Origin of the sequence: Natronosalvus halobius, from assembly GCF_024138145.1 — an archaeon.
Lineage (GTDB): Archaea > Halobacteriota > Halobacteria > Halobacteriales > Natrialbaceae > Natronosalvus > Natronosalvus halobius.
This window is the reverse complement of record NZ_CP099997.1, coordinates 467,523-482,357: the sequence shown is the minus strand read 5'-3', so window position 1 is coordinate 482,357 and position 14,835 is coordinate 467,523. Positions and strand designations below refer to the sequence as shown.

The following is a 14,835-nucleotide window of genomic DNA, read 5'->3' as shown; positions in this document are numbered from 1 at the left end:
TCCGTCCCCTCCCTTCACCGCCCCTTCCTCCATCCCTCGCCCTCCGGCCATCCACACCCGTCAACCGAATACCACGTCGAGAGCCGAACTCCTGTACGTATCGAGCGCTGAAACCGACACAACCCCTAAGAGTGCGCCCCTCGAATCGGGTACGCATGGCGAGCGAGAACCACGAGGACGGGGCGGTCTCGTTCGCGTTACCGGCCGATGTGAACGATTGGATCGACGAGGAGTCCGACCGGCGCGGCGAGACGCGAGCGGCGTTCTGTCGACAGCTTCTGTCGGCGACGCACGCAGTTACCACCGACGCTGAGGGCCCCGACGACGATAATCCGGTCGAACCCGCTGATTCCGTCGACACCCAAACCCTCCGATCCGCACTCCAGGAGCAGCGAACCGAGTTCGTCGACCACGTCGAGGACGTTCGCGAGCGCGTCGTTCAGGTCAAGCGAGAGGCCGATCGAAAGGCACCCGAGGTCCACGACCACGACGAGTACGCCCCCCGTTCGGCGGTCGAAGCGCTCGACGAGGATCTCGAGACCGTAGCGGAGCGATTGTCGGCATTCGAGGACCGGGTCGACGCGCTGTCGAGCCTCGAATCCGATCTCGAGGGCCTCTCGGAGACGGTCGACTCGGGCTTCGAGAATTTCGAAGACGTCCTCGAGCACGTCCTGGAGACCACCGACGAACTCGAGCGACAGTCGACGACGCTGGCGACGGCGGTGCTCGACTTTCGCGAACGGCGAGACGCCCTCGCGGCTCGCGAGCGTCGCCGTTCGGAGGCCGAACGACTGCAGCGAGCGGCGAGTCGGCTCGGGATTCAGACGGCCACCTGCGCGGCGTGTTCGACGGCCGTTTCGATGGGGCTCCTGACCGAACCGGCCTGCCCGCACTGTGGCACCCAGTTTGCGGACGTTTCGAAGAAGCGTTCGTTCCTGGGGTCGCATACGCTCGAGACGGGCGAGCCGCCGGCCCTCGAACCGGCGGCGCACGCGGCGGTCGACACCGACGAGACGACGTCGGTCTTCGAGACGGTCGAGGCCGACGCGGAACCGTCGGTCGACGACCGACGATCTGTGGGACGAGGTGAGAGCGAATGACCGACGACGGAAGCGATGGCGGCGATGAGGCGAGTCCGGACTCCGAAGACTTAGACGCGAGACTGGACCCAGAGTCAGAACCGAACGAGGACGCGAGAGCCGTGGCATTCGACGAACAGGCGCTCGAACCCGCCACAACTGACGAGGCACCGCCAGCACTCGAGTCGGCCCCCCAGGAACCTGACGATCGCACAGACCCCCTCAGCGGCCTCGCGGCGCGAGTCTCCGACCAGGAGACGTCCCCGCCGAAGCGGGACCCGGCCGTCGACGACCTGTTCGATCGGGAGGACGTCGCCGAAATCGATCGCGAGCGCCTCTGGGCGGAACTCGAGGACGAATCCACGGAGACGCCGCTCGAGGCGTCCGCCGAACGGGAGTATCGGACCGTACCGAAGCGAAGCTACTGCCACCAGTGTGAGTACTTTTCCGACCCACCCGCGGTCGCCTGCACTCACGAGGGCACGCAGATCCTCGAGATGCCCTCGATGGACACCTATCGCGTCGTCGACTGTCCCGTCGTGCTCGAGGACGAGGCGCTCGAGCGGGATCGGTAATCGGTGGATCATAGTCACTCACCGAGTCAGTGACAGTCGAGAAAATCCTCGTTTCAGGCCGAAACGGCGGCGCCCTTCTTTCGCGTGACGTAGCCCGCGATTCGGTTTCGAACGCCCTTCGATTCGATGTTGGTGAGCTTCGTGACGCTATCTTTGTTCTGCTCGAAGTCAGTCGTGAACGCCTCAGGGTACCGCTCCAGGAGGACGTTCCCGGTCTTCTTGACGTAGGCCGGCTTGATTGCCATACCCGCTAGTTCCTCGAGCGCCTTCTAAAGCCATTCGTTCTCGTCTCGCGCCCGCGGCGACGGTTCCCACTCGCTGTACGCCACGAGATTCGCGAACGCCACCCGCTCTCTGGCTCCGCCAGCCCGGCCGACCACCTCGAGACAGTGCTCCAGCAGCCCCTCGAGTCGCGAGCGGTCGTAGCCCTCGACGCCGAGCCGAGACGCCGCGACGGTCGCCTCGATTACGGCGCCGAAGCCGCGATTGATCGGCGTCACCGACTCGCGTACGACCGTCGACTCGCGAGGTTCGAGCGTCCAGGCCGCCCAGTCGGTGCCGTCGTCCGTGCCGGTTTCGACTCGCTCGACCGCTACGCGGGCCCAGGCGTCGGCGGACTCGAGGATCGGGTCCTCGCGTTCGGTGATCGAGAGCGCGGCGTCGACGAAGTCGACCGGGTCGCGGGTGAACTGGACGTACCCCTCGCCTCGTCGCTCGAAGTTCCGTCGCGTTCGCGTCTTCCCCCAGGTTCTGGCAGTTGCGGGGTCGCCGGCGAAGACGCCGAGGGCGGCGACGTTCCACAATCCGTTGGGCCCGAGCGTGGTGACGACGGTTTCGCTGACCCCACTGGGCTCGAGTGGCCATCCCACGGTGCTCGCGCCATCACTGGCGTCTTGGTCGGAATCGTCGTCGTCCGCTCCGAGGTCGGAATCGTCGCCGCTCATATCTCGACCGTTTCACGCTCGAGGGCGATGAATAGCCCGGCCGCGGTGAGATCGGCCGTCGTCCCCGGATTGATCCCGCGGTCGACCAGCTCGTCGGCGAACTCCTCGATGGCCGGTCGACCGACTTCGAGGGCGTCCCGCTCGTGAAGCATCGAAGCGCGGTCGGTCACCTCGGCCGCGACGTCTTTGCCGTGGCGGGCGGCGACGAGGGTGTCGGGGCGTTCGGCCAGCAACGAGAGGAAGACCGCGGCGGCGCGGTCGAGGATCGACCCCTCGGCGTCAGCGAGCCTCTTGGCTGCAGCGAACGACCGCTCGAACCCGCGGACCCACTCGCGAGCGACGTCGTCGCCGGGGACGCTCCGGTCCATCACGTCGTACAGCGTCAGCCCGCGCTCCTCGAGTACCGGGATCGCGTCGCTCCCGCGGCGCACGTCGAGGGGTTCCATGTCAGCCGGCGGGTCGCCGACGAAGACGTCGACGTGATCGAACGCGCAGTAGAACGCCGCGGCATCGGCGACGGTCGTTCCCTCGACGACGGCCGTGGCGGCGGATCGAGTGGGGACGTCACCGTCTCGAGCGGCCCGAACGAGCGGAACGAGCACCAGCAACGCGCCGAACTGCGTGTTGCCGCCGTCCTGTTCGGCCATGCCTTCGATCGCGTGCTCGAACGCCGGGCCGACAGGCGCGCCGTCGGCTGCCATCTCGAGGCCGTCACGGGCACCCACAGCCCCCGCGAGAAAGTGCTCGAATCGCAAGTCCGCGAGGTCGCGATGTCGGTCGACGTTCCCGGGTTTCGGCGTGCCGGCGACCTCGAGCAAGAGCGCGAGTTCGGCGGTTCGATCCGGTCGCATGCCTACACCTGCACGCCGGCGGGGCTTAGGCGTAGGTGTCTCGTGGCTCCCAATCGCCTCGAGTGCAATCAGACCCGGCTCTAGCACTCCTCAGGATCGGTAACGACGAACGTCCCCGTCTCGGTCACGTCGTTCGCGGAGACGGTCCAGTCGTGTTCGCCGACCCCGAGATCCCTGCTCGTTACGGTGTAGTGAACGGCGTCGGTCTCGCCACTGGCTAGCTCGAGGGAAACCGACTCGTCGTACGGACCGACCTCGAGGCGAACCTCGATCGCGGCCGTCTCGTCGCGTCGGTTCGTCACGGTGACGTCGAAGTCCGCGCCGTCTTCGTCGGGATCGGCGTCTTCCCGGTACTCGATCGATTCCGGGGCCTGGACCGAGAGGCGTGGAGGATTGCCGTTCGGGTCCTCTCCCCCGTCTTCGGACGACCGAAGGGCCGCGATCCTGTCCGGTGTCGAGACGTAGAGGGTGTCCCCGTCGGCGGCGTACGACATGGCCGGCCACATCGCGTCCCTGTAATCCTCGACGCCGAGTTTCGCGAGCGAAAACGACCAGAGTTCGTCCCCGTTTTCGAGGTCGAATCCGTACAGCTCTGGCTGTTCTCTCGAATACGAGTGGTGCGGAATGACAATGATTTTCCCGGCAACGATTGGACGGCCCCAGGCATCCGTCGAGCCGCCGATCGACCACTGGGAGTCCGTATCGTAGTGGTACGCTCCGAAGCCGTGCCTGCCCGCCCCGACTCTCGTCGAGTCGGTGACCGCAAGCGGAAACCTATACGAAGCCTCACCGACTCGTTCGCCTGTTCGCACGTCGAGAACGGGGAACTCCTCGCCGTCGCTGATCCTACCCGTAAAGAGGCGTCCTGCCCCGATGGTGAGGTCGTCGTGGTAGCCTCCGATCGAGTTGGGATACCGTTCCCGGTAGGTCCATTGATCGTCACCCGTTACCGGGTTGAGCGCCACGAATCCCGCCTCGCCGACCCCCGCGTAGATCGATTCCTCGTCGGCGGCGAGCGGCATCGACACGAATCGAGCCGATTTTTCGCCGTCGCGGGTCTCGAGCGTGACCGACTCTCGCTCCCATCGGATCGAGCCGTCGACCCGGTCGAGCGCGTACAGCGTCCCGTTGACGACGACGAACACCGTCTCGTATGCGACGGTAGGATCCGGAACCGGAGCCTCACTATCGGACTCGAAGCCCACTCGCCAGCGAACCTCGCCCGTCGAGGCCTCGAGCGCCGTCACTGCGTCGCCGCCGACGTAGACGGCGTCGTCGGCCACTGCCGGCGTCCCTGCGGCACCGACGTCGTCGCTCTCCCACCGTACCGTGCCGTTCTCGGCCTCGAGCGAGTGCACTTTCCCGTCGGTTCGCAGGTAGGCGACCTGATCGACGACGGCGAGGTCTCCTTTGTGGTCGTACTCCCAGGCGACCGACGTTGGCACGGGAAGCCAGCCATCGAGCGAGATAGCCGCCGAGTTTTTGACACCTCCGTGGTGGGAGGACCAGCCGCTTTGCTCTTCGAACGAGCGTTCCGCATCCTCGGTCTCCTGAGTCGCTCCGGCGGAGACGAGGATGCTCCCAGTCGCGAGCGCTGCACCTGAGGCCAAGACGGACCGTCGTTTCCAGGACGACATAGGTGCGAAAATCGGACTTCCTCCTATTCCTATGCAGTTGTTTACCCGAACGTTTCACGCAGAGAAACTGTTGTCGACGCTGTAGCTATGGCGCCGGCACGGGATCGATCGAACGCCAGGGAACACGACTGTGACCGACCACCTCCGTGATTCGGGCTTCCCCTCGAGCAATTGGATGACTCGGCCCGTCACTCGAGAGATTCTACTCCCGACGCCGATCATCGGATGCGTCGCCGCTGGTGGGAAATTCTCAAGACGACTCCCCCACAACGATCTGTCATGACCGAGACTGACGACGGCGTCACGCTGACCGTGCGCGCGGCGGAGAAGCGTGACGCTGGCCGTGGCGTCGCACGAATTCCCGAGACGGCACGGCGAAAGCTCGGCGTGTTGAGCGGCGACACCGTCGTCATCGAGGGCGAGGGGCGAACCGTCGCGAAGATGTGGCCGGCGGACCCGGCGATCCCGAAGCAGGTCGTCCAGATCGACGCCGACACCCGCGCGAATGCTGGCGTGAACGTGGGCGACACCGTGGTGGTTCGAGCGATGGACGGCTCGTCCATCCGAGCGGCCGAAACCGTCACGCTCTCGCCGCCGCCGTCGCTGAGCGACGCCGAGTCGCGACTGGCCGAGCGCGTCGCCAACCAGAAACTGCGCAACCGGCCGATCCGCGCCGGCGAACAGATCCGGATCGAGGGCGTTGCGGCCGACCCCTTCACCGTCGTCGAAACCGAACCCGCCGGCGACGTCCAGATCACCGGCTCCTCGACTGTCCTGGTCTTCGACGACACGGATACCGACGCCGCCGACGCCCCAAGTTCGACGGCGACTCGAGACGCCGACGGACGAGCGTCGTCGGGGTCGGCAGCTACGCGGGACCGTCCCTCCGGCGTCACCTACGAGGACATCGGCGGCCTGGACGAGGAACTCGAGCAGGTCCGAGAGATGATCGAGTTACCGATCTCCGAGCCCGAGTTGTTCAAGCGCCTCGGGGTCGAGCCGCCGTCGGGCGTCCTCCTGTACGGACCGCCCGGCACGGGGAAGACGCTGATCGCCCGCGCGGTCGCGAACGAGGTCGAGGCCAACTTCGTGACCATCTCCGGGCCGGAGATCATGTCGAAGTACAAGGGCGAGTCCGAGGAACAACTCCGACGGACCTTCCAGGAGGCCCGCGAGAACGCCCCGACGATCGTCTTCTTCGACGAGATCGACTCCATCGCGGGGACGCGCGACGACGACGGCGACGCCGAGAACCGGATCGTCGGGCAGTTGCTGACCCTGATGGACGGCCTCGACGCCCGCGGCGAGGTGATCGTGATCGGGGCGACGAATCGGGTGGACACCATCGATCCCGCGCTCCGGCGCGGTGGCCGCTTCGACCGTGAGATCCAGATCGGCGTCCCGGACATGATCGGCAGACGCGAGATCCTCGAGGTACACACCCGTGGGATGCCCCTGGCTGAGGACGTCAACGTCGACAAGATCGCCAGTCGAACCCACGGCTTCGTCGGCGCGGACCTCGACGCCGTCGCCACCGAAGCCGCGATGGCCGCTATCCGCCGCCGTCCCGCCGACGCCGACGAACGCGCAGCCTGGAGCGCGAACCCCACGGTCACTCGGGCGGATTTCGACACCGCGCTCGCGGCCGTCGAACCCTCCGCGATGCGCGAGTACGTCGCGGAGTCGCCCAACACCGACTTCGCGGACGTCGGCGGGCTCGAGGACGCTAAACAGGTCCTCCGAGAGTCCGTCGAGTGGCCGCTGACCTACGAGCGACTCTTCGATCGGACGAACACCGACCCGCCGTCGGGCGTCCTGCTCTACGGGCCGCCGGGAACCGGAAAGACGCTTCTGGCTCGAGCGCTCGCCGGCGAGACGGACGTCAACTTCGTCCGCGTCGACGGGCCGGAGATCGTCGACCGCTACGTCGGGGAGTCCGAGAAGGCCATCCGTAAGGTGTTCGAGCGCGCCCGGCAGTCGGCCCCCTCGATCGTCTTCTTCGACGAAATCGACGCCATCGCGGCCAATCGCGACGACGGCCACGAGGTGACCGATCGCGTCGTCTCCCAGCTGCTGACCGAACTCGACGGCATGCGAGAAAACCCAAACCTCGTGGTGCTGGCGGCGACCAACCGCAAGGACCACCTCGACCCGGCCTTACTTCGGCCGGGCCGGCTCGATACGCACGTCCTGGTCCCCGAACCCGATCTCGAGGCCCGCCGCAAGATCCTCGAGGTCCACGGCCGTGGCAAGCCGTTCGGAGAGGACGTCGACCTGGACGCCCTCGCCGACGACCTGGAGGGCTACACCGGCGCCGACCTCGAGGCGCTCGTCCGGGACGCCTCGATGCGGGCGATTCGCGAAGTTGCCACGAAGTACGGTCCCGAAGAGGCGAACGACCACGCCGACGACGTGGTGGTCGAGCAGCGCCACTTCGAGGCGGCTCGAGATGCGGTGGACGCCAAACGCTAATTCCGGGTGGTGTTGGCTGGCCGGTTGCCGCCTGTGTTGGCTGGCCGGTCGCGCATCGGCCAGGGACCGATCAGGGTTCCGAGCCGTCCACGTCGAGTCCGTCGTTGCCCGACAGCAGATTCCCGTCGGTCTCGAGGATCACTGTCTCTCCGGCGGTCATCTTCTGGCCCGGCTCGACCGCCAACTCCTCGGGGTCGACTGAGGGTGGAAAAACCACGTCGACGCGGCTCCCGAACGCGATGTGGCCGATTCGCTGGCCGCGATCGAGCGAGTCACCAGGTTCGACGTAGGGGTGGATGCGGCGGGCGAACGCGCCGGCGATGAACGTGACCTCGGCTTCCATAGCCTGGCCCCCGGTTTCATCGAGGCCTGGTTCGGGGCTCTGATCGTCACCCTCGGAAAACGCTTCCTCGGAGAGCGCCCCCTCGGAGAGCGCCCCCTCGGAGAGCCCCCCCTCGGAGAACGCCCCCTCTGCGGGCTCGAGGTGCAGGTGAACTTTCTCGTTCCGATCGGAGTCCTTCGAAAACGCGGGTTTGAATCCGCCCGGCGAGTGCTCCACGTCCCGTACCGTGGCGTCGAACGGCGCACGGACGACGTGGACGTTGTGGACGTTCATGAACGTCCCCAGCCGGAACCGGTCGCCCTCGGTCCGCACGACGGACACCTTGCCGTCGGCGGGCGCGACGACGCCGGACAGAGGCGGCGTTCGCTCGGGGTCACGGAAGAACGCGAGCGTCCCGACGCCGAGCAGGAGGGTAGCGATGCCGACGCCGACGCTGATGAGGTAGGCGAACGGGGCCACGACCAGCGGAACGATGGCGTAGCGCCACGCGCCCGGCGCGAACTTCATAGTCGGACGAACGCGGTGTGAACGCTTGGGCGTTACGACCGCGACTCGATCGGGAATCGGTCCCGTTCGAAGCCGGCGCCGTACTCAATCTCAGTCAGTCCCAGAAGGCCTTCGTCCGGGCGTACTGGCGCTCCTTCTCGAGGATGTCCCGGTAGAAGTCGGCCTCGTTCTCGCGCAGGCGACTGATGATCTGGGCGGCGTTGTGCGGGCCGACGCCGCGGGCGGACATGGCGACGACGGCCCGCTTGCCGTGACTCTGGACGAGGTTCGCATTTTTAACTGCACGACGGGTCAGCTCCTCTTGCTCGTTGTCCTTCGAGTCGGCCTGGACGGCCTGGAGGACGTCGTCGGCCCACGGACTCAGCGCCGCCACGCGCGTCGAACCGCAATTCGGACACTCAGGTTGCTCCGCGACCCGCTTCACTTTCGTTCGCGAGTACCACTCCCGACAGTGGGTACACAGCAGGGTCACCCGGTCGTCCTGGAGGCGCTCCTTGACGGTCTGGATGACGCTCGCGTCGGCGTTCTCGGGCACTAGCAGTTCCTTGCCACCGGAGCGGCCCGCGCTCCCGATAGCCGTTCGGCCGCGAACCGTCTCGAGCGAGAGTTCGCCCGACTGGAGTCGCGAGAGGACGTGGCTCGCACCAGTCACGTCGAGATCCTCGTGGAACACCTCACGGATCGACTCGGCGTACATCGGCGTGTCCTCGAGCGCTTTGAGTAATCGCTCGTTCGACATGCGGCCGGAGCCCTGCCAGCGCTTGAGCGCGCCGAACTTCGCCGAGACCTGCGAGAGGCGATAGGCGAGGGCGTCCGACCCCTTCAATCCCAGCTCGACGATGGTGCCGACGTGGTCGGGGTCCGTTTCGGTCAGGACGGCCACGATGTCGCTCGTCGCCACGTCGGTCGGTACCTCGAGTTCGATCCGGTAGGGGTCAGTGTCGAGCCCGATCGACGACCCGGACTGCTGGCCGAGCAGGGCCGAGAGCACCCGACCGAGAGTCTCGTTCGTCCGGTGGCCGAAACAGGCGTTGAGAACGACCGTCCGTCCCTGGCGCTCGAGCAGGATGCGGTCGTGGGTCGGCATCGGCGCCTCGCCCTCGAGCTGTTTTCGGAGCCCAGAGACGGCCCCCAGGAGCGTCGTATCGTCGCCCGGATAGCGTCCGCCGAGGTCGCGAGCGACGGCGCCGTCGTCGGCGCCGGTCTCGAGTTGCGAGCCGACGGTACCGCGAATCTCGCCCACCTCCTGGGCGACCGGTTCGGGAACGGGTATCTCCTGGCCGATCCAGGACGGGACCTCACCTGCTGGATCTTCGATGGGCGTGACCCGTACCCGCTCTTCGTCGTCGTCGATCTCGACGATTCGCCACATCTCTCCGCGCTGGATGAAGACGGCTCCCGGCTGACCGAAGGTCGTGACGAATCGCTCGTCGAGGGTGCCGATCTGGCCGCTCGAGGCGATGTCGTGGACCTCGTAGGTCGCCTCGTCGGGGATCATCGAGAGGTTGGCGTAGACGTACTGCCAGGTGCCGCCGGTAGTCTCAACTCGCTCGCTGCTCTCATCGAACCAGACGATGCGATTCCGGTGGAGTTCCGAGAGGACGCTCCGCAGGGCAGACTCCTCGAGGTCCCGGAACGGATAGGCGCGAGCGAACAGGTCGCGGAACTCCGTCAGGTGACGCGAGCCGGTCGATTGGACGATCCCCGGTATCTGGTTGGCGACCACGTCGAGACTCCCGTCGTGGATCTCGGCCGGTTCGACCTCCCCGGCGCTCGCCCGGCGAGCGATGGCCAGCGCCTCGAGCGTGTCGTCCGGGCGGGTCGTGACGATGGTCCCCCGCGAGACCTGATCGCGGCGGTGGCCCGCGCGGCCGATCCGCTGGAGCAGTCGCGAGACCTGGCGCGGGCTCTGGTACTGGATTACGTGATCGATTCGGCCCACGTCGATCCCGAGTTCCATCGAAGAGGTACATAGCAGGGCGTCCAGGTCGCCGGCTTTGAACCGGTCCTCGACGTCGATGCGGGCTTCTTTCGAGAGCGACCCGTGGTGGACGCCGATGGGAAGGTCGAGGCGGGTGAATCGCGAGCCGAGCGCCTCGGCCGTCTGACGGGTGTTGACGAAGATGAGCGTGGACTCGTTTTCGGCGACGAGATCCCTGATAAATCGGACGTGGCTGGCCGTCGTGGCATCGGTGGCGAGTTCGCCCGCGAGTCGCTGGTCTTCGTCCGTGATCTCCGGCTGGCGCACCCGCACGTCGATCCGGCTCCCGACGTCGATTTCGCGAATCGTACACGGTCGGTCACCAGTGAGGAACTGGCCCACCGACTCGGGGTCACCGACCGTCGCGGAGAGCCCGATGCGCTGGAACGAACCCGAGAGTTCGCGGAGTCGCTCGAGTCCCACCGACAACTGGGCGCCCCGCTTGGAGGCGGCGAGTTCGTGAACCTCGTCGATCACGACGTGGGAGACGTCCTTGAGTCCCTCCCGGAGGCGCTCGCCGGTGAGCATCGCCTGGAGCGTCTCGGGGGTCGTCACGAGCACGTCGGGCGGATTCTCGGCCTGTTTTCCGCGCTGGTACTGCGTGGTGTCGCCGTGACGGACATCCACCTCGAGTCCAAGGTACTCGCCCCACCACTCGAGGCGCTCGCGCATGTCGCGGTTGAGCGCCCGCAGCGGGGTGACGTAGAGCGCGCCGAACCCGTCGGGCGGGTCGGCGACGAGGTCGTCGAAGACGGGGAGCATCGCCGTCTCGGTCTTGCCACTCCCCGTGGGCGCGATCACGAGCGTGTGCTCGCCGGCGGCTAGCGGTGGGATGGCGAGTCGCTGTGGCGCCGTCGGCGTCGCGAACCCGCGTTCGGAGAGGGCCTCCCGGACGCTCGAGCCGAGGTGAGTGAAGGCGGCGACGTCCCCGTCTGTCATCGATTCTAGCAGGGGCCGAGCGAGGATAAAAGCCGTGTTACCGGCTCGACGTGCGCCGTGTTCTCGAGCGTCTCGGCCGCCAGTACCGCGGCTTCGTCGCTCGTAATCCCCTTATACGCCGGGCCCACTACTCCCCTCCATGCACCCGCCCGGCGCCGACACCGTCCTCGTCCGACACGGGGACCTCAACACGAAGAGCAACACCGTCAAGCGGTACATGCTCGACTTCCTCCTCGAGAACCTCGAGGCCGTCCTCGCGGACCGTTCGGTGGCCGGCGACGTGGAGGGCAACTGGAACCGGCCGCTGATCCACACCACCGAGGACGCCGTGGAGGCCGCGGCCGCCGCGGCCGCCGACGTTTTCGGCGTGGTCTCAACCAGCCCCGCAATCGTGGTCGAGGCCGACCTCGAGACGATCTGCGACGCACTCGCCGAGACCGCCAACGCCCGCTACGACGGCGGCAGTTTCGCCGTCGACGCCACCCGCGCGGACAAGCGCCTCCCGTTCACGAGCGAGGACGTCGCTCGCCAGGGTGGCACCGCGATCTGGGAGGCCATCCAGGACGACTTTGCTCCGGAAGTCGACCTCGAAAATCCCGACCTGACCTTCGGCGTCGAAGTCCGCGACGAGGCGGCTTACGTTTACCTCGACCGTCTCGAGGGGCCAGGCGGCCTGCCCCTTCGATCGCAGGCGCCGATGGTAGCGCTCGTCAGCGGCGGCATCGACTCCCCCGTCGCGGCTTACGAGATGATGCGCCGAGGCTCGCCCGTTATTCCGGTCTACGTCTCGCTGGGCGACTACGGCGGCCCGGACCACGAGGCGCGAGCGATCGAGACCATCCGCTCGCTCTCGCGGTATGCGCCGAACGTCGACCTGAGCGTCTACCGCGTGCCGGGCGGCGAGACCGTCTCCCTGCTCGCGGAAACGATGGAAGAGGGTCGGATGCTCTCCCTGCGTCGGTTCTTCTACCGGATCGCCGAGCAGATTGCCGAAGAACACGACGCGAGCGGAATTGTCACGGGCGAGGCAATCGGCCAGAAGTCGAGCCAGACGGCCCAGAACGTCGGCGTCACGAGTCGTGCGACGCGACTGCCGATTCACCGGCCGCTACTGACTCGAGACAAACAGGAGATCGTCGCACAGGCCCGCGAGATCGGCACCTACCGCGACTCGACGATCAATGCCGGCTGCAACCGGATCGCTCCCGACCGCGCCGAGACGAACGCCCTCCTCGAGCGACTGCTCGAGGTCGAACCCGACGATCTGTTCGAGCGCGCCGAAGCAGCGGCGGCGAACGCCGAGCGGATCGAGTTGTAGCGAACTCGAGGTTCGGACGCCGTTCGTCGCCGAAACTGAACGCCGACGGCATCTATACTATATAATCTATAGCATATCAGGATGCTCTTCGCAGGAACCCAGACCGAAGCTCTCACGGTCGGTGACTGACCATCCGACGACCGAAACGGTGTCAGCGCCGTGACGACCACTTTCGTTCATTTCTCGACGATAGTGTCCCCCCCCCCCCAGTGTGATAGTTCAGCACAGCGAAATAGTTCTCGAGCGTGCAATCCGGTCATATCCGCCTGATAATAAAACCACATATCGGTCATTACCGTGGCATGGCAGGTTTGAACCGCCGTACGGTACTGTCAGCAGGTGCAGCGCTTTCGACAACCGGAATTCTCGCATCGGTCGGGTCGGTCCTGGCCGACGGTCACGGCGAAGGCGACGAAGATGGTAGCGAGGACGGAGACGGTTCTCATCGCGAACGCCCGACCGAAATCGCCTGGCGGTACGACGGGGCGCACGACCTCGGTTCGACCGTGATCGCCGACGACCGCATCTACACCCTGGCCCAGGGAGGCTAACCGCACTCGACGCCGAGGATGGCTCGAGCGAGTGGGAGACGGCTGACATCGGCGCCGAGCGAACGCTCTCGACCGACGGCGACGCGCTCTACGTGGGCGGTGATCCGATCCGGGCTATCGACGCCGAGACGGGCGACGTCCGCTGGGAGAGCGAGATAGACAGCCTCGAGCTGGCGGTCGGGCACGGTATGGTATACACCGCGAGCGATCACACCGTCTACGCGCTCGACATCGAAGACGGCTCGATCCGATGGGAACGCGAGCGCGTCGAAGTAGAGACGGACGACGGGACGGAAACGGCCGAAGAATTGCAGTTCGGCGACGTCTCCGACGATGCCGTCTACGTGTTCGATTCGTCCTACGCACCCGGGCGTGCGGGGATGTTCGCCGGGCTCGATCCCGAGACGGGCGAGACGGTGGTCACGGTCGACCACGACGAGTCGGTCACCCAACTCATCGCCGGCTCGGGCTACGTCGCCCTCTTCCCCGGTTACGACGCCACCTCTCTCTACGATATGGCCACCCGGGAGGTCGTCGCTAGTACGTCCAGGACGCTCGATCACACCATCGTCGACGAGACGTACTTCGCGCTCGGCAGGGACGGAACACTCTCGGCGTTCGACCTCTCCGAGAACGGCGACCACGCGTGGACCCTCGATCAATACCACAGCCTCCCCGCACTCGAGGACGAGACTGTCCTCACCGCGTACGGGCCGGATTCAGCCGACATGCCCGACGACGAAGACGACGAGGATCGGGTGATCGCCTACGATCTCGAGACCGGCGAGGAACGCTGGCGGTACGCGTTCGACGAACGCGAGTGGATCGGAAGCCAGGAATCGATCGTCGCCGACGAGGCTACCGTCTACGTCAGTCGCGATGGGGAGTTACTAGCCCTCCGGATGGAGGACGAAGAAGATGGAGACGGGGAGGAACCCGACGAAGAACCCGGCGAGGACGATCCGGGCGACGAAGATCCAGAAGAGGAACCCGACGACGATCGATCTCTCGGTAACCGGGCCGGATTCGATCGCTTCGGGAGAGTCTGCCGACTTCACCGTCACCCTGCGAAACGACGGTACGGAGCCGGTCGAACTCGACGTGACGCTCGAGGTCGAGGATCGTACCCGGTCCGGAACGGTCGAGGTCGCGGGTGAGGATTGCATCTCGAGTACCTTCACCGTCGCCGGGAGCGACCTCCCGACTGGTGACGTCGAGTGGGCAATTATCGCGGGCGAACAACGCGTCGAAGGGACGCTGACCGTCGAGGGCTGCTGACGAGACCGGTTTTCGCTATCAACCTCCCTCGCACGCCCAGTCCAGTGGTGTCGATTCGACCGCTTGTAGCCGTCCCCGGTGACCACCACGAGGCCCTCGAATCGAACCCCGAGCTCGCCCTCGAGGTGGATTTTCTGTTTGCCGCTGAAGACTATACCTGGCTAGAGACACCGTCAGCGAACACCGGGCGGTTGGAGAGAATAATTTACTCACAAACCCGTTCGAACTTCCCTTCAGAGTCGGTGACACCGCGTCCGATCGATAGCCGGCCTGACGCTCGCGTCGCCGAGTATCTGTCCTTACGACGGTACTACATCTGACCTAATCACTTTGGGAGAGGGGTCTTCCCGCTCACTCGGT

The 14,835-nt window shown here is 66.2% G+C and carries 13 protein-coding genes; 7 read left to right on the top strand and 6 right to left on the bottom strand.

Going from position 1 to position 14,835, the window contains the following annotated elements; genetic code table 11:
- Positions 1 to 155 precede the first annotated feature (155 nt).
- The gene (locus tag NGM15_RS02315; RefSeq protein WP_253434759.1) at positions 156 to 1,100 is read left to right on the top strand and encodes a hypothetical protein; all 945 of its coding nucleotides are present in this window, start codon (positions 156 to 158) and stop codon (positions 1,098 to 1,100) included.
- Positions 1,097 to 1,654: a DUF8135 domain-containing protein gene (locus NGM15_RS02310; protein WP_253434756.1), complete on the top strand. Its 558-nt coding sequence runs from the start codon at positions 1,097 to 1,099 to the stop codon at positions 1,652 to 1,654. The genes NGM15_RS02315 and NGM15_RS02310 overlap by 4 nt, the downstream gene beginning before the upstream one ends.
- A 53-nt stretch (positions 1,655 to 1,707) precedes the next feature.
- Here NGM15_RS02310 and NGM15_RS02305 read toward each other — a convergent pair whose 3' ends face one another.
- The 4 genes from NGM15_RS02305 to NGM15_RS02290 form a co-directional block, all read right to left on the bottom strand.
- Positions 1,708 to 1,899: a 30S ribosomal protein S17e gene (locus NGM15_RS02305; RefSeq protein WP_253434753.1), complete on the bottom strand. Its 192-nt coding sequence runs from the start codon at positions 1,897 to 1,899 to the stop codon at positions 1,708 to 1,710.
- Positions 1,900 to 1,923: 24 nt separating this feature from the next.
- Positions 1,924 to 2,598: a DUF447 domain-containing protein gene (locus NGM15_RS02300; protein WP_253434750.1), complete on the bottom strand. Its 675-nt coding sequence runs from the start codon at positions 2,596 to 2,598 to the stop codon at positions 1,924 to 1,926.
- Complete coding sequence (locus NGM15_RS02295) at positions 2,595 to 3,449, bottom strand: triphosphoribosyl-dephospho-CoA synthase (protein ID WP_253434748.1); 855 nt, start codon at positions 3,447 to 3,449, stop codon at positions 2,595 to 2,597. Before NGM15_RS02295 ends, NGM15_RS02300 begins: the two co-directional genes overlap by 4 nt.
- A gap of 80 nt (positions 3,450 to 3,529) precedes the next feature.
- Positions 3,530 to 5,059: a PQQ-binding-like beta-propeller repeat protein gene (locus tag NGM15_RS02290; RefSeq protein ID WP_253434745.1), complete on the bottom strand. Its 1,530-nt coding sequence runs from the start codon at positions 5,057 to 5,059 to the stop codon at positions 3,530 to 3,532.
- Between the two features lie 306 nt (positions 5,060 to 5,365).
- On the opposite strand from NGM15_RS02290, the gene NGM15_RS02285 reads away from it, so the two are divergent.
- Positions 5,366 to 7,558, top strand: a complete 2,193-nt coding sequence (locus tag NGM15_RS02285) for a CDC48 family AAA ATPase (protein ID WP_253434743.1) — start codon at positions 5,366 to 5,368, stop codon at positions 7,556 to 7,558.
- 70 nt (positions 7,559 to 7,628) lie between these two features.
- Here NGM15_RS02285 and NGM15_RS02280 read toward each other — a convergent pair whose 3' ends face one another.
- Both NGM15_RS02280 and NGM15_RS02275 read right to left on the bottom strand, forming a co-directional pair.
- Positions 7,629 to 8,408 (bottom strand): protein sorting system archaetidylserine decarboxylase, encoded by a 780-nt coding sequence (locus tag NGM15_RS02280; protein WP_253434740.1) that lies wholly within the window; start codon positions 8,406 to 8,408, stop codon positions 7,629 to 7,631.
- Positions 8,409 to 8,502: 94 nt separating this feature from the next.
- Complete coding sequence (locus NGM15_RS02275; RefSeq protein WP_253434738.1) at positions 8,503 to 11,328, bottom strand: DEAD/DEAH box helicase; 2,826 nt, start codon at positions 11,326 to 11,328, stop codon at positions 8,503 to 8,505.
- A 139-nt stretch (positions 11,329 to 11,467) separates the two neighbouring features.
- Here NGM15_RS02275 and NGM15_RS02270 point away from each other — a divergent pair, with 139 nt between their 5' ends.
- The 4 genes from NGM15_RS02270 (at position 11,468) to NGM15_RS02255 (ending at position 14,475) form a co-directional block, all read left to right on the top strand.
- Entirely contained in the window at positions 11,468 to 12,646 is a 1,179-nt protein-coding gene (locus NGM15_RS02270) for a tRNA sulfurtransferase (protein ID WP_253434736.1), read from the top strand.
- Positions 12,647 to 12,948: 302 nt separating this feature from the next.
- Positions 12,949 to 13,197, top strand: a complete 249-nt coding sequence (locus tag NGM15_RS02265; protein ID WP_253434733.1) for a hypothetical protein — start codon at positions 12,949 to 12,951, stop codon at positions 13,195 to 13,197.
- Entirely contained in the window at positions 13,116 to 14,354 is a 1,239-nt protein-coding gene (locus tag NGM15_RS02260) for an outer membrane protein assembly factor BamB family protein (protein WP_311136464.1), read from the top strand. Before NGM15_RS02265 ends, NGM15_RS02260 begins: the two co-directional genes overlap by 82 nt.
- On the top strand, positions 14,299 to 14,475 hold the full coding sequence (locus tag NGM15_RS02255) for a hypothetical protein (RefSeq protein ID WP_253434730.1): 177 nt from the start codon (positions 14,299 to 14,301) through the stop codon (positions 14,473 to 14,475). Before NGM15_RS02260 ends, NGM15_RS02255 begins: the two co-directional genes overlap by 56 nt.
- Positions 14,476 to 14,835 lie beyond the last annotated feature (360 nt).